The 19,477-nt window shown below is 31.6% G+C and carries 17 protein-coding genes; 11 read left to right on the top strand and 6 right to left on the bottom strand.

The features are described 5' to 3' along the window. Positions 1–19 precede the first annotated feature (19 nt). The gene (locus AC3VJB_RS03225; protein WP_437824461.1) at positions 20–2,659 is read right to left on the bottom strand and encodes a valine--tRNA ligase; all 2,640 of its coding nucleotides are present in this window, start codon (positions 2,657–2,659) and stop codon (positions 20–22) included. 187 nt (positions 2,660–2,846) lie between these two features. Between AC3VJB_RS03225 and AC3VJB_RS03220 the strand changes: the two genes are divergently transcribed. Further along, positions 2,847–3,251, top strand: a complete 405-nt coding sequence (locus AC3VJB_RS03220) for a DUF1573 domain-containing protein (RefSeq protein ID WP_047789497.1) — start codon at positions 2,847–2,849, stop codon at positions 3,249–3,251. Between the two features lie 45 nt (positions 3,252–3,296). On the opposite strand, the gene AC3VJB_RS03215 is transcribed toward AC3VJB_RS03220, so the two are convergent. Further along, a complete protein-coding gene (locus tag AC3VJB_RS03215; RefSeq protein ID WP_437824459.1) occupies positions 3,297–4,637 on the bottom strand; it encodes a retropepsin-like aspartic protease in 1,341 nt (446 codons plus the stop codon). 158 nt (positions 4,638–4,795) lie between these two features. Here AC3VJB_RS03215 and AC3VJB_RS03210 point away from each other — a divergent pair, with 158 nt between their 5' ends. From AC3VJB_RS03210 to lipA, 6 genes are all read left to right on the top strand, one after another. Beyond that, positions 4,796–5,986 carry a pyridoxal phosphate-dependent aminotransferase gene (locus AC3VJB_RS03210; protein ID WP_239180505.1) on the top strand — a complete coding sequence of 397 codons (1,191 nt, stop codon included), beginning with the start codon at positions 4,796–4,798 and terminating at the stop codon, positions 5,984–5,986. After that, positions 5,987–6,997 carry a UDP-N-acetylmuramate dehydrogenase gene (murB, locus tag AC3VJB_RS03205; protein ID WP_073182968.1) on the top strand — a complete coding sequence of 337 codons (1,011 nt, stop codon included), beginning with the start codon at positions 5,987–5,989 and terminating at the stop codon, positions 6,995–6,997. A 115-nt stretch (positions 6,998–7,112) separates the two neighbouring features. Continuing rightward, positions 7,113–7,319 carry a hypothetical protein gene (locus tag AC3VJB_RS03200; RefSeq protein ID WP_047789493.1) on the top strand — a complete coding sequence of 69 codons (207 nt, stop codon included), beginning with the start codon at positions 7,113–7,115 and terminating at the stop codon, positions 7,317–7,319. A 236-nt stretch (positions 7,320–7,555) separates the two neighbouring features. Then, positions 7,556–8,119 carry an RNA polymerase sigma factor gene (locus AC3VJB_RS03195; RefSeq protein WP_082118657.1) on the top strand — a complete coding sequence of 188 codons (564 nt, stop codon included), beginning with the start codon at positions 7,556–7,558 and terminating at the stop codon, positions 8,117–8,119. A 169-nt stretch (positions 8,120–8,288) separates the two neighbouring features. Then, entirely contained in the window at positions 8,289–9,518 is a 1,230-nt protein-coding gene (locus AC3VJB_RS03190; RefSeq protein ID WP_349265245.1) for an Nramp family divalent metal transporter, read from the top strand. 38 nt (positions 9,519–9,556) lie between these two features. Continuing rightward, complete coding sequence (gene lipA / locus AC3VJB_RS03185) at positions 9,557–10,426, top strand: lipoyl synthase (RefSeq protein WP_497666745.1); 870 nt, start codon at positions 9,557–9,559, stop codon at positions 10,424–10,426. Between the two features lie 240 nt (positions 10,427–10,666). Here the strand turns inward: lipA and AC3VJB_RS03180 are convergent, their stop codons facing one another. Both AC3VJB_RS03180 and AC3VJB_RS03175 read right to left on the bottom strand, forming a co-directional pair. After that, positions 10,667–12,025, bottom strand: coding sequence for a pyridoxal-phosphate dependent enzyme (locus tag AC3VJB_RS03180; protein WP_497666744.1), 1,359 nt, complete (start codon positions 12,023–12,025; stop codon positions 10,667–10,669). 22 nt (positions 12,026–12,047) lie between these two features. Then, complete coding sequence (locus tag AC3VJB_RS03175; RefSeq protein ID WP_073182978.1) at positions 12,048–13,283, bottom strand: ABC transporter permease; 1,236 nt, start codon at positions 13,281–13,283, stop codon at positions 12,048–12,050. A gap of 135 nt (positions 13,284–13,418) precedes the next feature. Between AC3VJB_RS03175 and AC3VJB_RS03170 the strand changes: the two genes are divergently transcribed. Next, complete coding sequence (locus tag AC3VJB_RS03170; RefSeq protein ID WP_497666743.1) at positions 13,419–14,675, top strand: exo-beta-N-acetylmuramidase NamZ family protein; 1,257 nt, start codon at positions 13,419–13,421, stop codon at positions 14,673–14,675. 83 nt (positions 14,676–14,758) lie between these two features. After that, a complete protein-coding gene (locus AC3VJB_RS03165; RefSeq protein ID WP_253680375.1) occupies positions 14,759–15,490 on the top strand; it encodes a hypothetical protein in 732 nt (243 codons plus the stop codon). A gap of 10 nt (positions 15,491–15,500) precedes the next feature. Here the strand turns inward: AC3VJB_RS03165 and capA are convergent, their stop codons facing one another. Together capA and AC3VJB_RS03155 are read right to left on the bottom strand one after the other, a co-directional pair. Further along, positions 15,501–16,496, bottom strand: coding sequence for a cysteate synthase (gene capA / locus AC3VJB_RS03160; protein ID WP_047789484.1), 996 nt, complete (start codon positions 16,494–16,496; stop codon positions 15,501–15,503). Between the two features lie 114 nt (positions 16,497–16,610). Continuing rightward, positions 16,611–18,707 (bottom strand): S9 family peptidase, encoded by a 2,097-nt coding sequence (locus AC3VJB_RS03155; protein WP_073183445.1) that lies wholly within the window; start codon positions 18,705–18,707, stop codon positions 16,611–16,613. Positions 18,708–18,845: 138 nt separating this feature from the next. Between AC3VJB_RS03155 and AC3VJB_RS03150 the strand changes: the two genes are divergently transcribed. Next, positions 18,846–19,169: a YbaB/EbfC family nucleoid-associated protein gene (locus AC3VJB_RS03150; protein WP_047789483.1), complete on the top strand. Its 324-nt coding sequence runs from the start codon at positions 18,846–18,848 to the stop codon at positions 19,167–19,169. A gap of 6 nt (positions 19,170–19,175) precedes the next feature. Continuing rightward, a complete protein-coding gene (locus AC3VJB_RS03145; RefSeq protein ID WP_231128418.1) occupies positions 19,176–19,469 on the top strand; it encodes a DUF2752 domain-containing protein in 294 nt (97 codons plus the stop codon). The last annotated feature ends 8 nt before the right edge of the window (positions 19,470–19,477 follow it).

The raw sequence follows: 19,477 nt of genomic DNA, 5'->3' as shown, positions 1-19,477 counted from the left end.
TTTATTTAAAACAATTAACTTACTGTAGAGAAGCTAAACTAGCTTTAATTGTTTCAATCTTTGCTAACGTATCTGACTCTTTTTTACGCTCTAGGGCTATTACTTGCTCTGGTGCATTACTTACAAATCGCTCATTAGACAACTTCTTTTGAATTCCTGTTAAGAAACCTTCAGCTCTTTTTAACTCTGCATTTAGCTTAGTTATTTCTGCTTCTACATCAATGGTATCCAATGAAATTGGAACAAAATATTCATTTGATTTTACACGGAAAGATGCTGCGCCTTCTACCTTATCGGTAACATAATTTATATCTGAAGCATTTGTTAGCTTTTGAATTACTACATCAAACTCTTTTGTAAACTTTTCGTTATTTACAACAGACAATTCAACCGCGTCTTTAAACGAAATATTTTTATTTTTTCTAATTGTTCTAATTCCTGAAACGACCCCTGTAGCAAATTCAAAATTCGTTATCAATTCTTCATTTGTTTCTCCTACTGTTGGATATTTAGCTATAATCAATGCATCTTCAGGAGTTCTTTCTGTAATGTGTTGCCAAATTTCCTCCGTTAAGAAAGGCATAAATGGATGCAATACTTTTAAGTTATTCTCTAATACTTCTATTACAGCTTTATATGTTTTTGCATCGATTGGTTGTTGGTATCCTGGCTTTACAATTTCTAATAACCATGATGAGAAATCATCAGTAATTAACTTGTAAATTGCCATTAAAGCATCTGATAAACGATACTTACTAAAGTGATCTTCTATTTCTAACAACACTTTATTAAACTTAGCCTCATACCAAGCTAATCCTATTTTAGCCGTTTCTGGTTGCGCTAAACTTTCGTCTATTCCCCACCCTTTAATTAAACGGAAGGTGTTCCAAATTTTATTAGCAAATCCTTTTCCTTGCTGGCACAAATCTTCATCAAATAATAAATCGTTTCCAGCCGCTGCACTTAATAATAACCCTACACGAACTCCGTCAGCTCCAAAATCTTCAATTAACTTTAAAGCATCTGGTGAGTTCCCTAAGGATTTACTCATTTTTCTACGCTGCTTATCACGTACCAACCCTGTTAGGTATACGTTTTCAAACGGACGTTCATCTTTGTATTCATATCCGGCAATAATCATACGTGCCACCCAGAAAAATAAAATATCTGGTCCAGTTACTAAATCATTGGTTGGATAGTAATACTTTATTTCTTCATTTTCTGGATTACGAATTCCATCGAAAACCGACATTGGCCATAACCAAGAAGAGAACCAAGTATCTAACGCATCTGGATCTTGTTTTAAATCAGAAACACTTAATGATGTATTCCCTGTTTTTTCTTGGGCTAGTTTTACTGCATCTTCAATATTTTCAGCTACTACAAAGTCTTCTTTCCCATCTCCAAAGTAGAAAGCAGGAATTTGTTGCCCCCACCATAATTGACGAGAAATATTCCAATCACGAATGTTTTCCATCCAGTGGCGGTATGTGTTTTCAAACTTTTTAGGGAATAACTTCACTTCTCTATCTTCTCCTAATACAGCTTCAATAGCTGGCTTTACCAACTCTTCCATTTTTAAGAACCATTGATCCGATAATCTTGGTTCAATTACCGCTTTCGTTCTTTCTGAAGTTCCAACTTTATTAGTGTGAACTTCTGTTTTAACTAAGTAACCTTTCTCCTCTAATTCTTTAGATATTTCCTTTCTAACAACAAAACGGTCTTTTCCTTCGTAATGTAATCCAAAAGAATTTAAGGTAGCGTCTTCATTAAAAATATCGATTACTTCTAAGTTATGCTTATCTCCTAAGGTTTTATCATTTTCGTCATGCGCAGGTGTTACTTTTAAGCAACCTGTACCAAACTCAACATCAACATACTCATCCTCTATAATCGGAATTTCTCTATTACATAAAGGTACAATTGCTTTCTTTCCTTTTAAATGTGTGAAACGCTCATCGTTTGGATTAATACAAATAGCTGTATCTCCTAAAATAGTTTCAGGACGTGTAGTTGCAATAGTTACTTTTTCATCAGAACCTACTATATCGTACTGTAAGTAATATAAATTACCTTGACGTTCTTCGTAAATTACCTCTTCATCAGAAAGCGTTGTCTTAGCTTCAGGATCCCAATTCACCATACGATATCCACGGTAAATTAACCCTTTATTATATAAATCTACAAATACCTTAATTACTGATTCTGACAATGCAGGATCCATGGTAAATGCAGTACGTTCCCAATCACAAGAAGCTCCTAACTTTTTTAATTGATCTAAAATAATCCCTCCATACTCATTTTTCCATTCCCAAGCATGTGCTAAAAATTCTTCACGAGTTAAATCATTTTTATCAATACCTTGTTCTTTTAATTTCGCTACTACTTTTGCTTCAGTAGCAATTGAGGCGTGGTCAGTACCTGGAACCCAACACGCATTTTTTCCTTGTAAACGAGCACGACGAATTAACACATCTTGAATTGTATTGTTTAACATATGCCCCATATGTAATACTCCTGTAACGTTTGGTGGCGGTATAACAATTGTATAGGGTTCGCGTTCATCTACTTCTGAATGAAAGTAATTGTGCTTCATCCAGTAATCGTACCATTTTCCTTCTACTTCTTTGGAATTATATTTTGATGGAATATTCATATGTTATGTGTATCTTTATGGTTAATAATTTAACATTTTTTAACCTTTGGCATTGTTTTTGAAATTCGATTAGCAAAAATACAACTATCTATGAGGTACAGAAAATTAGAGGTTGTTTTTTTAGAACTTAAAGAAATAATACTAAATTTGTAGCGGTTAATACCCTAAAAAATTAATTTTTAACATTATGAGAACAATTTTATCATTTATCGCTGTTTGCTTTATTACCTTAACAGTAAGCGCTCAAGAATTTAAATTTGAAACTGAAACTATTGACTATGGAAAAATAGCTTATGGGTCTGAAGGAAAACGCGTATTTGAATTTACAAACGTAGGTGAAGCTCCTATTATAATTAAGGATATCGTATCTCCTTGTGGATGTACAGTACCTACTAAACCTGAAGAACCAATTATGCCTGGTAAAAAAGGACAAATTGAAGTTTCTTACGATACAAAAAGATTAGGTGGTTTTTCTAAAACTTTAACTGTTATTTCAAATGCTAAAAACAAAAGAAAAAGAGTTAAAATTAAAGGATTCATTGTAAAGGATGCAACTCCTGCCAAAGAGAAAAGTACGGTAAGCGATAGCTAAAAACTTATTATACATAAAAAAAGCTCAACAAATGTTGAGCTTTTTTTATATTCTTTGTTCTAGCTTAAACATAAACCTTAGCCTAACACCTGCTCTTTCTGCTTCTATCTTTATTTTCTTACCTGGTTTTGTATGAAACATATCTATAATCTCATTTAAATGATATTCATGTGCCGCCTTTCCATTAATTCTCTTTATTACATCTCCAATTTGAAGACCTGCTTTAAAAGCTGGTGAATTTTCTACTACTTTATCTATTTTATACTTAGGCTTAAAACGATAAAAATATGTACTTACTAAAGAAATTACATTACTTTTTTGTGTTTGATTATTTGAACCATAAGCATCTTCAAACTTAGTCGCTCCTTTTTCTTTTATTAACTCTTGCCCATCATATATTATATGTAGACCACTCATATTATAATAAAAGCCTCTATTTAATGAAGCGTTCTTTTTCAGTATTACTCTTTTATTCGGGTAATCAAGCCATACCTTAAAACGTTTTAAAATTCCTCCGCCAATACTACCATTCCTTTCTTTAAATTGTCTGGCATTAAAGGTTGATGAAGAATCTAAAAAAGATACTGTTGGTTCACTTATTTTAAACTTTCCCATAGAAATTTTCTGAAGCCTACTTCTATTTCCATAGATAGTACCACTAAACCCCTCTCCTATTATATCTTTAAAAAACTTCTTAGGTGTTTTCAACTCTTTTTTTGTTCCCTCAAACAACCAAACTGCGTCACTACCTCCTGTATCAATTAATAATTTTACTGGTAACATTGTTGTTTTCAAAGTATCAACTTGCACATTTACATCTATGTAAGGTTTATTTCTATAAAATTGTAAAGGAAAACTTTCACATCTATTACATACATTCAGTTTATAAGTTTTAGGGTTGTAAAAATCAATCCTCTTGCTAGCATAATTAATTTTGACTATAACATCTTTTAATAAATCATACCCTATAATACCGTGAATGGTTGTTCCCATTTTAGCAGAAATATCAAAAGCATCTTTCAAAATAACATATAACCCTTGATTAGAACTAGCTATGTTTTTAATTCTAAAATTATTACCTCTAGAAAATAATGCTTCTACTGGAGCTCCACTCCCTAACCCCCTTATAAACACTTTTTTTACATTATTTAAACCAATACTATCTTTAGAAGTTAGATTAAATAAAATTGTCTTATTTACCCCTGTATCCAAAATAAATGATAGTTTGTGTCCATTAATTTCCAATGGAATAACGACTAAATTGTTAATTAACTGAAACTTTATCGATTGTTTATCAATCTCTTTACCTAAAAACTGAAAGTTTTGTTGAGTAAAAGCTGAAGTACTTAAAAAAAGTATAAAAAAGTATAGTAATAATCTATTCAAAAGAACTTATTTTATAGTTATATACTTAAATATACAACCTTCATTTTAGAAATTCTGGTTTTTATGATTTTTTTAACCGATTTTTTCATCGTAAACATTCTAATACTCTCAAATATATTTTGCAAATTTGCCTTTCAAACAACTAATTTAATTTAAAAATGCCATCAATTTCTAGTAAAGGAAACGCAATGCCTCAATCACCAATTCGTAAATTGGTTCCTTTTGCTGAGGCTGCTAAAAAAAATGGAACAAAAGTTTATCATTTAAATATTGGTCAACCTGATATTAAAACACCACAAGTTGCTTTAGACGCAGTAAAAAACAATAGTATTGAAGTATTATCATATGCTAGATCTGAAGGTTCAGAAGAATACAGAACCAAACTAGCTAATTATTATGCTAAAAATGATATCCATGTAACGGCTAATAATATCATAGCTACTACAGGAGGTTCAGAGGCTTTATTATTTACTATTGGTAGTATTACCGATCCAGGAGATGAAATCATTATACCTGAACCTTTTTATGCTAACTATAATGGTTTCTCTACAGCTTCAGGTGTAAAAGTAGTTCCTGTTATTTCTAAAATTGAAAATAACTTTGCTTTACCTGCTATTGAAGATTTTGAGAAGTTAATTACTCCAAAAACTAAAGCAATTTTAATTTGTAACCCTGGGAATCCAACTGGATATTTATACAGCAAAGAAGAAATTGAAAAGCTAAAACAAATTGTGTTAAAACATGATTTATTTTTAATTGCTGATGAAGTATATCGTGAATTTACATACGATGGTGAAAAGCATAATTCAGTAATGGCTTTAGAAGGATTAGAACAAAATGCTATTATGATTGACTCTGTATCAAAACGTTACAGCATGTGTGGTGCAAGAATTGGTTGTATTGTTTCTAAAAACGAAGATTTTATTGGAACAGCTATTAAATTTGCTCAAGCACGTCTAAGCCCACCAACCTATGCCTTAATTGCCAGTGAAGCTGCTTTAGATACTCCTCAAAGTTACTTTGATGAAGTTATTGAAGAGTATGAGGATCGTAGAAATACCTTGATTTCTGAGTTGCAAAAAATTGAAGGAGTAAAAGTTGCCAATCCTAAAGGTGCTTTTTACTGTGTTGCTGAATTACCAGTAAAAGATACTGATGACTTTGCTCAATGGATTTTAGAAAAATTCAGCGATAATAATGAAACGGTAATGGTAGCTCCTGCAAGTGGATTCTATTCTACCGAAGGTGAAGGAAAAAATCAGGTGCGTATTGCCTATGTTTTAAACAAAGCCGATTTAAAACGTTCAGTTGAGATATTAAAAATCGCCTTAGAAAAATATAATAGTTAATTGAATATTCAAGAAAACATATCTTTAAAAGAGTACAACACGTTTGGTATTGATGTAAATGCCAAACGTTTTGTTTCTATTACTTCTGTATACCAACTACAACAGCTTTTAAAAGAGGAAAAAAATCTTTTTTTAATTTCTGGTGGTAGTAACATGTTACTTACCAAAGATATTGAAAACCTAGTTGTACATATTGATATTAAAGGAATTTCTATTGATAGAGAAAATAATAATGACATCTACATAACTGTAAATGCTGGTGAAAACTGGCATGAATTTGTGTTGTGGTGCGTTTCTCAAAACTATGGTGGATTGGAAAACTTATCTCTAATCCCTGGAAATGTAGGTACTTGTCCTATCCAAAATATTGGTGCTTACGGTGTTGAAGTAAAAGATACTATCACAAAAGTAGAAGCTGTTGAAATAAAAACAGGAAAATTAGTTTCTTTTTCTGCGGAAGAATGTCAGTTTGGATACCGTAATTCCATATTTAAAAACGAAGCCAAAGGGAAATATGTGTTAACTTCAGTAAGTTTTCAACTCACTAAAAACAATCACAAACTTAATACTTCCTACGGAGCTATTGAGTCTGAGTTAGCTTCAAAAGATATTACAAATCCAACTATAAAAGATATTTCTGATGCTGTAATCGCCATACGTCAATCAAAATTACCCGATCCAAAAGAAATAGGAAACAGTGGTAGTTTCTTTAAAAATCCAGTAATTTCAAGAGAACATTTTGAAAAACTTCAGAAAAAGTATCCTAATACTCCTAGTTATGTTATTTCTGATACTGAAATTAAAGTACCAGCTGGTTGGTTAATTGAACAAAGTGGATTTAAAGGAAAGCGTTTTGGCGACTATGGAGTCCACGAAAAGCAAGCCTTAGTCTTAGTAAATTACGGAAATGCAAAGGGAAATGAAATTTATGAATTGGCACAAAATATTCAACACACTATCAAAGAAAAGTTTAATATTAACCTAGAAATAGAGGTAAACATTATTTTATAAAATTACAATTAATTCTAACATTTTAGCCATACTTCAATTTCATTAGTATAAATTTATTTAATTTCATACAAAAAAAATATGAAGTTCGTATCTTTGCAGTACAAAACAATACATCATGAAATTAATTTTTGTTACCATAGGATTATTAGCGTTAGCATTTGCTGGAATTGCCATTAAAATTTGGGCAAAAAAAGACGGAGAGTTTGCTGGTACTTGTGCTAGCCAAAACCCGATGTTAAATGAGAGTGGTGAAGCTTGTGGATTTTGTGGTAAAACTCCAGACCAGTTTGATACTTGTAGTGAACCTCAACATAATAATTAAACAAGTACCAATTAACTAATCTTTTTTAGAATTTATCACTTTACCCTTCTCTCTTACAGCAGCTACTATTTTGCAAAAGGAAGTAAAAAAATCTATGTTTAGATGTTATATCGTTCAAGATATTACTCTTCCATAACTAGAGTTACTTAGTTTTTTATAGCTGGTATACTTGGTATTTACCGAATATCGCTATAAATTAGTATATTTATATCAAATCAAATTTTGAAACCCAAGCATTGGACATAAATCAGGAAAAAGTATTTCACCACATTCAACAAGCTAAAAAAGGAAATCAAATATCTTTTAATTATTTATTAGATACTTTCTGGGGGAGCGTGTATGCTTTTCAGCTGAAAAAAACCAAAAATGATAATGATGCTGAAGATATTACTATTCAAACTTTTTCCAAAGCTTTTGACAGAATTGAAACTTTTGATGAAAACTATCAATTCAAAACTTGGTTAATTACAATTTCAAAAAACGTATACATCGATTCTCTTCGAAAGAAAAAATCTACCATATATACACAAACAACTGAAGAACAAGAAAAAGAAGTGTATGCTGTTGTTGATGACGCTCCGTCTCCTGAAGACAAAATTATTACTGAACAAAACTTAGCGAAACTTCTAAAAGACATTAAAAAATTAAAACCAAAATATCAAGATGTCATCAACCTTCGGTATTTTCAAGAGTTAAGTTATAAAGAAATTTCTGAGCAAATTGGGGAACCGATAAATAATGTAAAAGTAAAATTATTACGTGCAAAAAAATTATTAGCTGAAATAATAAAGAAATCATAAATTGCAAAACCATAAAAATCAAAACTTTATGATTTTACAGTTTAATGCAATAAGAAAATATCTACATAAAAAAGAATTTCAACCAAAAAGAGAAGAAAAAAAGCATCTGAAAACTTTGTTTGAAAAGTTAAAAGATGGTGACTATTTAAACTTTTAAGCTCTCTTTTTCATGAAAAAATCTCTCTTAAACCTATTAGGCCCTGGACTATTATTTGCTGGTGCTGCCATAGGTGTTTCCCATTTAGTACAATCAACTAGAGCTGGTGCCGATTTTGGCTTTGGTTTACTATGGGCTTTACTCCTAGTACACATTATCAAATATCCTTTTTTTCAATTTGGCCCTCGATATGCTACAGCAACAGGCGAAACGCTTTTAGATGGTTATAAAAGACTCGGTAAAGGAGTTTTAATCAGCTACTTTATCTTAAATCTTGCAACTATGTTTACCATTCAAGCTGCAGTAACTATTGTTACAGCCAGTTTAGCTTCTAATATTTTTGGTATTTCACTTGATTTAGTAGCATGGTCTGTATTAATTATGTTCATCAGCATTGTTTTACTAGGCATAGGGAAATACAAATTTTTAGATAACTTAATGAAGTATATTATTGCTATTTTAACCATTAGCACTATAATAGCCGTAAACATTGCCCTATTTAAAACTGACAAGGGTTTTAGCTTTCAACAAATAATACCTAGCGGAACAGCTCAAGTAACCTTTTTAATTGCTTTCTTAGGATGGATGCCCGCTCCGTTGGATATTTCTATTTGGCATTCTTTATGGTCGGTAGAAAAAGACAAAACTACTTTTGTAAAAATAAAGCCTAAACAAGCCATTTTTGATTTTAATGTTGGCTATATTGGAGCCTTATTTTTAGGAGTTTGTTTTGTTATGTTAGGTGCTTTAGTTATGCATCAATCAGGAGAATCATTCTCTAGTAAAGGAACTATTTTTGCTTCTCAACTAATCAATTTATACACAAAAAACTTAGGAGAATTTTCTTCTGTATTTATTGGTATTGCAGCTTTTACAACTATGTTTAGTACTACCATTACAACATTAGATGCTTCACCAAGAGCTATGGAAAAATCTTCTTTTTTACTTTTTCCGAGAACAACAAGAACAATAAAATTAGGCTACTGGTTTTGGTTACTACTGTTAACGCTTGGAACCTCTGTTATTTTATATTGTTTTTTAAGTGATATGGTATTTCTTGTACGAATAGCCACAGTTTTATCTTTTTTAACAGCTCCGTTTTATGCTATTCTTAACTATATCTTAATTACTGGTAAGCATACGCCAAAAAAGTACAGACCAAATATTGGTTTACGCATTTTGAGTCTTATAGGTATTGTTTTTTTGTTCGGATTTAGTATTTGGTTTTTACTTAGTTTATAAATCTTTTCTTCGTAAATTTGCAGTTCAATTTTTATGGAATGGCAAACGAAACTGTAGCAACACCAGAAAGAACGAAAAAACCAAAATGGTTACGTGTAAAATTACCTGTAGGAAAAAAATACACGGAACTAAGAGGACTTGTTGATAAATATAAATTAAACACTATTTGTACCAGTGGAAGCTGTCCAAACATGGGTGAATGTTGGGGAGAAGGTACTGCTACCTTTATGATTTTAGGTAACATCTGTACACGTTCATGTGGGTTTTGTGGTGTTAGAACTGGACGCCCAGATACCGTTGAATGGGATGAACCTGAAAAAGTAGCTCGTTCTATTAAATTAATGAATATTAAACATGCGGTAATTACCTCTGTTGACCGTGATGATTTAAAAGATGGAGGTTCTATTATTTGGTCTGAAACAGTACAGGCTATTCGTAGAGCTAATCCGAATACTACTTTAGAAACTCTTATTCCTGATTTTCAAGGAAACGAAAAATTAATAGACCGTATTATTGAAGTAGCTCCTGAAGTTGTTTCTCACAATATGGAAACGGTACGTCGCTTAACTCGTGAAGTTCGTATTCAAGCAAAATATGATCGTAGCTTGGGGGTTTTAAAATACCTAAAAGAAAACGGAATGCGTACTAAATCTGGAATTATGCTTGGTTTAGGCGAAACAGAAGGTGAAGTAATACAAACCATGAAAGACTTACGTAATGTTGGATTAGATGTTATTACTATCGGTCAATACTTACAACCTAGTAAAAAACACTTACCTGTTAAGGAATTTATAACACCAGAACAATTCAAAAAATACGAAACATTAGGGTTAGAAATGGGCTTTATGTATGTAGAAAGTGGTGCCTTAGTACGTTCATCGTATAAAGCACACAAACACGCTAGCTAACCTTAAATTAAAATATCCTTAACTTTTTAACGGTTTAACGTTAAAAAAATGTCAAATAATTAAAAATTAAATAAAGTACCGCTTTTTATTTATAATTTTGGCACAGATATTGGAAACAACAATACCGTAAGCAAGTAACATTGTTTTCATTGTGTAAATTATTTGAATTAGTTGATTAACAAAGAAGCCCGCTCAATTTGAGCGGGCTTCCTGTTTTTATTCTCTTTAGAGATGCTAATTTTAAATAGCTCTAATTATATCATATTTTGTAATGATGTGGTGTTTTCCATTTTCTAAATCAACTAAAACTGCTTGATTTTCTTTGTTAATTAACTTAGATACCTCATCAATAGAAGCTGATTTTTTAACTGTAGGATATACTCTTCCCATTACATCTTTAATAGGCTTTTCTGCTATATTTTTATCTTCTAAATAACTATATAATAATGCTGATTCATCTACTGAACCTACAAACCCATTTACATCTCTTACAGGAATCTGTGATATTTTAAATGCACGCATTCTTTCGATAGCATGCGATACTAATTCTTCTGTTTGAACAGTTACTAATGGTTTATCTATATGATCTTTAATTAAATCTTCAGCTGTAGTAATTTCTTCATCTAAGAAACCTCTGTCACGCATCCAATCGTCATTAAACATTTTTCCTACATAACGGCTTCCATGATCGTGAAATAACACTACCACTACATCATCAGGTTTAAACTCGTCTTTTAACTGTAATAATCCTTTAATAGCTGAACCTGCTGAATTCCCTACAAAAATTCCTTCTTCCTTAGCTATTCTGCGTGTGTAAATAGCAGCATCTTTATCAGTTACCTTTGTAAATCCATCAATTAAAGAAAAATCAACATTTTTAGGTAAAATATCTTCTCCAATTCCTTCAGTGATATATGGGTAGATTTCATTCTCATCAAAAATACCTGTCTCGTGGTATTTTTTAAATACAGATCCGTACGTATCTACTCCCCAAATTTTAATATTTGGATTCTTTTCTTTTAAAAACTTAGCAGTCCCTGAAACCGTTCCTCCTGTTCCTACTCCAACAACAAAATGTGTGATTTTACCATCGGTCTGTTCCCAAATTTCTGGTCCTGTTTGCTCGTAATGTGCTTGTGCGTTTGAAGGATTGTCATATTGATTTACATACCAAGAGTTTGGAGTTTCCTCCCCTAAACGCTTAGATACTGAATAATATGAACGAGGATCATCTGGTTCTACATTCGTAGGACAAACAACTACCTCTGCCCCTACTGCACGCAGAATATCCATTTTTTCTTTTGATTGCTTATCTGAAATTACAAAAATACATTTGTACCCTTTTACAATAGCTGCTAATGCTAATCCCATTCCTGTATTTCCTGAAGTACCTTCTATAATGGTACCCCCTGGCTTTAAACGACCATCTGCTTCAGCATCTTCTATCATTTTAAGTGCCATACGGTCTTTTACAGAGTTTCCTGGATTAAACGTTTCTACTTTAGCTAATACTAAAGCATCTACTTCTTTTGTCACTGAGTTTAATTGAACTAAAGGTGTGTTACCAATAGTTTCTAATATATTTTTTGCGTACTTCATATCTTATTAATGTTATGCAAAACTAAGCAAATCGAATGGATTTTGAAGGGCGAATTTTTGTAATGATATATGAAGGTACTATCAACATTAAAAAGCAAAGTATTAGCGTACCTATGTTTAACAATAAAATTGCCAAGAAATTAATATCTACAGGCATTGTTGATACATAATAAGTTTCAGGATCTAGACTTATTAACTTCGTATATTTTTGAATTAAAAGCATACTAAGTCCGATGAGATTTCCCCAGAACAATCCTTTTAAAATTAAGTAAGAAGCATTGTATAAAAATATTTTTCGGATACTCCAATTTACACTTCCCAATGCTTTTAAAATTCCAACCATTTGTACACGTTCTAGAATAAGAACCAACAATGCTGTTACCATGTTTATTCCAGCAACCAACACCATGATTCCAATAATAAACCATACGTTATTATCTAATAGTTTTAACCACTCAAAAATAGCAGGATAATTATTTACAATGGTAATACTATTTAAGGTTGCTCCAATACTTGTATACACTTCATCTCCTTTTTCTTTGAGCATATCATAATCATCAATCAACACTTCAAAGCCTCCTATTTCATTATCTTTCCAACGATTAATTTTTTGAACCTCTCTTAAGTCTCCCAACAACATAATCTTATCAAACTGTTCAAAACCTGTATTGTATATTCCCACAATAATTGGCTTTCTTGATTTAAATTTCAAACTACTGTTTTCTGCTCCAAACCATGTTTGAATGGTATCGTTTAGTTTAAAATGCAATCGGTTTGCAATAGATTGAGAAATTAGAATTTCTCGGTTTCTATCTTGGGTAAAATCTGGTAAACGACCCTCAACTAAACACTCATTAAAAAAAGTAAAATCGTAATCAGCCGAAACTCCTTTAAAAATAATTCCTTCAAAATCAGTAGGAGTTCTAATTATCCCTCCAACATTAGCAAAAGGTTGTACTTTTTTTATGCCGTCAATGTTTTTAAACTCTGGATAAAACTCTTGGTTAATATCAATCGGAACTGTTGAAACATCTGAATTGTTATTATCGTAATTTACAATTTGAATATGCCCTTTAAAGCCTGTCATTTTATCGCGCACCTTATTCTGAAACCCAGAGGTAATCGACACTGCAATTAACATAATAGCTACACCAAGAGCAATGGCAATGGTTGCAATGGTAATAATTGGTGATGAAATACTGCTTTTATACTGTTTTCCAGCAATGATTCGTTTTGCTATGAATAGTTCGAAGTTCAAATGTTTTCTTTTTTACAAACCAAAAGTAACTAATTCTTATGTAAAGAAAGAGAAGAATACCTAGGTTTTAATTCTTTAACTTTTATTATTCTTAAAAAATAGAAATCTGTACCTTTATGTTTTAATTTTTTATAGATGAAGCTTACTTTTAATTACGTTTTTTTACTTTTTTTAGTATTCAGTTTTCAATTTTCTTCTTGTGCACAACAACAAAAAAAATCAACTACTAAAGAAGTGCCAATACAAGAACAGCCAAAAACAATTAAAACGGGTGCTGATAGAACTACAGCTTACCTTCCTCTTTTAAAGAATAAAAATATTGCCATAGTTGCAAATCAAACTTCCGTATTGCAATTGTTACAACGAGCTGAAGTTGCCCCCAACATTATGGGGTCTGAAATGGTACAACATCACTTAGTAGATTATTTACATAATTACGATAGAATTAACGTTCAAAAAGTATTTGCTCCTGAGCATGGTTTTAGAGGAAAAGTTGATGCTGGTGAAGCCATAGCTGATGGAAAAGATGTAAAAACAGGGATTCCAATTATTTCGTTGTACGGAAAAAACAAGAAACCTTCGCCTGAACAATTAAATGGAATTGATGCTGTTGTTTTTGACATTCAAGATGTAGGCGCACGTTTTTACACCTATATCTCTACGTTACATTATGTGATGGAAGCTTGTGCCGAGGCAAATATTCCTGTAATTTTATTAGATAGACCAAACCCAAACGGACATTATATTGACGGACCTATTTTAGAACCTGAACACAAAAGTTTTGTAGGCATGCACCCTGTTCCTGTAGTTTACGGAATGACAATTGGTGAATACGGTAAAATGATTAATGGTGAAAAGTGGTTAGCAAATGGTATTCAGTGTGATTTAACTGTAATTCCGTTAGAAAACTATACGCATCAATCAATATATAGTTTACCGATAAAACCATCGCCTAATTTACCGAACGATGTTTCAATAAACTTATACCCTAGTTTATGTTTTTTTGAAGGAACCAATGTATCTTCTGGAAGAGGAACAGATAAACAATTTCAAATTTATGGTTCACCACATTTAGAAAAAACTGATTTTAGTTTTACACCACAACCCAATGAAGGTGCAAAACATCCAAAACATAAAGAGAAAATGTGTTTTGGGGAAGATTTAAGCACTTCTGAAAGCTTAATTAACTTAAACCTTAGTTGGCTAGTAAAAGCGTATCAACAATCTCCTAAAAAAGACTTTTTCAATACTTTTTTTACCAAACTAGCAGGTACTACCAAACTACAAGAACAAATTGAACAAGGGCTTTCTGAAGAAGAAATTAAAGCAAGTTGGCAACAAGGATTGGAAGACTTTAAAAAAGTACGTGAACAGTATTTGTTGTATGAGTAACAAAGAAAATTCACTTTTATAAATTTTACGATTTTTCACTTTACACTTATATAGATTATATTCTAGAGTTAGTTTTACAAGCTATGAAAAAAGATATTTTACATAATTTAGAAAACCTTTTAAAAAGGTCCCTTATCCAGTTAAAAGGAGCTACCTTAGAAAAGATAATAACGAGTTATATAAATGAAACAAATCAACATTACTTAAGTATTGGAGTTAACCATTATTTAGAAGATGAAGAATCAATAGAATTAAATAAATTAAAGAAGAATCCTGAACTAAAACAATTCTTTCAAAAAGCAATTGAATTTAAATTTAATGAAAATCAAATAATTGAAAAATTCAAGTTGAATATACAAAATGCTTTTGCTGAAATAAAGGTAAAGGATCAATCTGAACAAAAGGTAATAAGGCTTCAAGCTATATTTTTAGAATATGACCTCTTACCTACAGCGTCAATTTATGGATATGGAAAAGGAGATTATCTATTATTAAAAAAACCTAAGTATTTAGGATTTTATCCAAAAGATGAAATATTTATTAGTATTGAAAAAATAGATTATAGTACTGTTTGGAAAAACCTAATCTCCTTTAATAATACTATTGAACAATATGGAATTGACGATTATATTTTTGAATCGGATATATACCTAGCTCTTAAAGATGCTTATATTTTCAAAACATATATTTTATTACATAAAGCTTTTGATGGACTAGGAAATAAAATATTCGATGGAATTGAAATTGAAAAACCATTAATGATTTATGGAAGCGAACATGATTGTGAAGCCATAAATATTTATATGTTTGAATAAATATAATTGGTTACAAAAACCCCTGCTCTTTCATCCAGTTATTAGAATAAATCTTATTCATATAACGAGAACCGTGATCTGGTAAAATTACGACTACTACACTATTTTCATCAAAAAAACCATTGTCTGCATATTGTTGTGTAGCCTGTAAGGCTGCTCCTGAAGTATATCCCGCAAAAATACCTTCTGCTTTCACTAATTCTCTGGCTTTTAAAGCCGCTTCTTTATCTGATACTTTTTCGTACACATCTACCACATCAAAATCAGTAGAAGTAGGAATTAAGTTTTTACCTAAACCTTCTATTTTATAGGGACTAATTTCATTTGAATCAAACTCACCTGTTTCATGATACTTTTTAATCACTGAGCCCATCGCATCGACTCCTAAAATTTGAATATCAGGATTTTGTTCTTTTAAATAACGTGCTGTTCCAGAAATCGTTCCTCCTGTCCCGCTTGCTGCAACTACGTGAGTTACTTTTCCGTCGGTTTGTTCCCAAATTTCTGGTCCCGTACTCTTATAATGTGCTTCAATATTTAGTTCATTAAAATACTGATTGATATAAATAGACCCTGGATTTTCTCTATGCAATCTTTTAGCTACTTCGTAATACGAACGAGGATCGTCAGGAGTAACATTTGCAGGACAAACATGTACTTCTGCTCCCATAGACTTTAACATGTCTATTTTGTCTTGAGAAGACTTATCACTCACTGCCAAAATACATCGATATCCTTTTACAATACTAATCATTGCCAATGAAAACCCTGTGTTACCAGATGTTGTTTCAACAATAATATCTCCTTCTTTTACGATTCCTTTTTGTTCTGCTGTTTCTATGATATGCAATGCAATTCTATCTTTAGCAGAGTGACCTGGATTAAAAGCTTCAACTTTTGCATAGTAAGTACCCGGTAAATCTTGGGTAATTCGATGCAGTTGAATCATGGGAGTTTGACCTACTAAATCTATTATTGAATTGGTAATACCTTGATGTCTCTTCATTATAGTTTGTAAATAAGAAAAAGTGTCATTACGAAAAACGGACACGAAAAATCTGTTGAGATTGTTCGTTGCTTTCGCAATGACACTTACACTCAATCGAGCGCAAAAATATAATTATTTTTTTAACTTACCTTCTAACATTAAAAAGAACGTATATTCTTCTGCTGTTTCTTTTAAAGCATCGAACCTTCCTGAGGCTCCTCCATGACCTGCTTCCATATTAGTATGTAAGAATAACATGTTGTTATCTGTTTTTAATTCACGTAGTTTCGCTACCCATTTTGCTGGCTCCCAGTACTGTACTTGGCTATCATGTAAACCTGTAGTTACTAACATATTTGGATATGCTTTTGCTTCAACTTGATCGTATGGAGAATACGACTTAATATAATCGTAATATTCTTTATTATTCGGGTTCCCCCATTCGTCATATTCACCTGTAGTTAATGGAATACTATCATCTAGCATGGTAGAAATTACATCAACAAAAGGCACCGCAGCTATGATTCCGTTATATAGCTCAGGATTCATATTTACAATAGCCCCCATTAATAAACCTCCTGCAGAACCTCCCATAGCATATAAATGCTCTGGAGATGTATAACCGTTATCAATTAAATATTTAGAACAATCAATAAAATCGGTAAATGTATTTTTCTTGTTCAACATTTTACCATCTTCATACCACTCACGTCCTAAATACTGACTTCCTCTAATATGCGCTAAAGCATATACAAATCCACGATCTAATAAACTTAAACGTGTTGTTGAAAACCCATCATTAATTGTATATCCGTAAGAACCGTACGCATATTGTAAGATTGGTGTATTTTTATCAAGCTTCGTATCTTTATGGTGTACAATTGATAACGCTACTTTTTTACCATCTCGTGCAGGTACCCATATACGCTTGCTTACATAATTATTTTTATCAAACTTTCCTCCTAAAACTTCTTGCTCCTTTTTAACTTCTTTTGACCTGTCTTTCATATTGAAATCAATCACAGAGCTTGGAGTTGTCATTGAATTATATGAGTAACGAATTACCTCTGTATCGAATTCAGGGTTACCATATACTCCTGCTGAATAGGTTTCTTCTTCAAAAGGTAAGTAGTAGTCTTCAGTTCCATCCCATCGTTTAATACGGATTTTATTCAATCCTTCGTTTCTTTCTTCTAAAACTAAATAGTCTTTAAAAATTGAAAAATCTTCAAATAAGGTATCTTCTCTATGTGGAATTACATCTACCCAGTTTTCTTTCCCAGGCTTATCTACAGGAGTTTTCATCAACTTAAAATTGGTTGCTCCGTCCTTATTGGTTTTAATATAAAAATGATCTCCGTAGTGTGCTACTTCATATTCTAAATCACGCTCACGTGGTTGAATTATTTGTAATTCTCCATCAGGATTATTAGCATCTAATACATGATATTCTGTTGAAACAGTACTATACGAACCTATTATGATATAATCTTTAGATTTTGATTTGGTAACAAAAGCTCCGAACGTATCGTCTTTTTCTTCATACACTAATTCATCTAAAGATGCATCAGAACCCAATGTATGTTTGTAAATCTTTGAAGAACGTAACGTTACAGGATCTTTTTTAGCATAAAACAACGTTTTATTATCATTAGCCCATACAGAACCTCCAGTGGTATTTTCAATAATATCTTTATAGATTTTACCAGTTTCTAAGTTTTTAATTCTAATAAAATATTGACGACGACTAACTGTGTCTGTAGCAAAAGCTGTCATTTTATTATCTGGTGACACATTTAACCCTCCTAGCTGGAAATAATCATATCCTTTTGCTTCATTATTCACATTGAACATGATTTCCTCTTCTGCTTCTAAAGTTTCTTTTTTACGGCTATAAATAGGATATTGCTGTCCTTTTTCATAACGAGTTATGTAAAAGTATCCATCTTTTTTGTATGGTACTGACTCATCATCTTCTTTTATGCGCCCTTTCATTTCTTGAAATAACTCTTCTTGAAACTCTTTAGTTTCTTTTGTCATTTCTTCATAATAAGCGTTCTCTGCATTTAAGTAATCGTATACTTTTTGAGTTTGTTCGTCTTTAACTTCTGCATTTTTTTGAGCATCAGTTAAACGCATCCAAAAATAATCATCAGTACGTATATCTCCGTGTTTCTCTAACTTAGTTGGTTGCTTTTCAGCAACTGGGGCTTTGATATCTTTATTCATTTCTTGTTTTTTGCAAGAACCAAAAATAAGACTAAAAAACAAAGCCGGTAGCATTATTTTTTTCATTTTTTAAGTTGGTTTATATTTCTTGTGAAAATACTATTTTTGTTGGAAAATAAATCATAAAAACTGTACAATATGTTCGGAGATATTTCTGGAATGATGGGTAAACTAAAAGAAGCTCAACAAAAAGTAGAAGAAACAAAAAAACGATTAGATACCGTTTTAATTGATGAAGCAATTGCTGGAGGAAATGTAAAAGTTACCGTAACCGCTAATCGTGAAGTTAAAGCTATTACAGTAGATGAGTCTTTGTTAGATGATAAAGAAGAATTGGAAGACTATTTAATCTTAGCGCTAAACAAAGCATTAAAACGTGCTGGTGAAATTAACGAACAGGAATTAGCTGTTGCTGCTAAAAGCGGAATGCCTAATATTCCTGGAATGGATATGTTCAAATAATAAGTTATGCCTGTACAATTAGAAGATTATATGTTGCCTTGCTTAAACAAAAAATTCTTTGGAGTTGACTGTTTAGGTTGTGGTATACAGCGTGCTTTGAGCTTAATTTCACAAGGAGAGTTCGTTGCTGCTTTTAAAATGTACCCTGCAATATATACCTTACTGCTTTTAGCTTTTGTTGTAGGTATTAACTTCTTCTATAAAGTAAAATATGCTCAAAAAATAATCAGTATATTGGCTATTATTAACATAATTATTATAGTGAGTAGTTATGTTATAAAAATGAATCAATTAATTTAAACTTTAGA

It is taken from the genome of Tenacibaculum sp. TB-53 (assembly GCF_059716285.2).
Note: the sequence above shows the minus strand (reverse complement) of the source record. Positions and strands in the feature narration are given on the sequence as shown.

What these genes read in the sequence shown, in the direction of transcription:
- AC3VJB_RS03225 (WP_437824461.1), bottom strand. Translation starts at nt 2,659, where the DNA reads ATGAATATTCCATCAAAATATAATTCCAAAGAAGTAGAAGGAAAATGG.
- AC3VJB_RS03220 (WP_047789497.1), top strand. Translation starts at nt 2,847, where the DNA reads ATGAGAACAATTTTATCATTTATCGCTGTTTGCTTTATTACCTTAACA.
- AC3VJB_RS03210 (WP_239180505.1), top strand. Translation starts at nt 4,796, where the DNA reads ATGCCATCAATTTCTAGTAAAGGAAACGCAATGCCTCAATCACCAATT.
- AC3VJB_RS03200 (WP_047789493.1), top strand. Translation starts at nt 7,113, where the DNA reads ATGAAATTAATTTTTGTTACCATAGGATTATTAGCGTTAGCATTTGCT.
- AC3VJB_RS03190 (WP_349265245.1), top strand. Translation starts at nt 8,289, where the DNA reads ATGAAAAAATCTCTCTTAAACCTATTAGGCCCTGGACTATTATTTGCT.
- lipA (WP_497666745.1), top strand. Translation starts at nt 9,557, where the DNA reads ATGGCAAACGAAACTGTAGCAACACCAGAAAGAACGAAAAAACCAAAA.
- AC3VJB_RS03180 (WP_497666744.1), bottom strand. Translation starts at nt 12,025, where the DNA reads ATGAAGTACGCAAAAAATATATTAGAAACTATTGGTAACACACCTTTA.
- AC3VJB_RS03170 (WP_497666743.1), top strand. Translation starts at nt 13,419, where the DNA reads ATGAAGCTTACTTTTAATTACGTTTTTTTACTTTTTTTAGTATTCAGT.
- AC3VJB_RS03165 (WP_253680375.1), top strand. Translation starts at nt 14,759, where the DNA reads ATGAAAAAAGATATTTTACATAATTTAGAAAACCTTTTAAAAAGGTCC.
- capA (WP_047789484.1), bottom strand. Translation starts at nt 16,496, where the DNA reads ATGAAGAGACATCAAGGTATTACCAATTCAATAATAGATTTAGTAGGT.
- AC3VJB_RS03155 (WP_073183445.1), bottom strand. Translation starts at nt 18,707, where the DNA reads ATGAATAAAGATATCAAAGCCCCAGTTGCTGAAAAGCAACCAACTAAG.
- AC3VJB_RS03150 (WP_047789483.1), top strand. Translation starts at nt 18,846, where the DNA reads ATGTTCGGAGATATTTCTGGAATGATGGGTAAACTAAAAGAAGCTCAA.
- AC3VJB_RS03145 (WP_231128418.1), top strand. Translation starts at nt 19,176, where the DNA reads ATGCCTGTACAATTAGAAGATTATATGTTGCCTTGCTTAAACAAAAAA.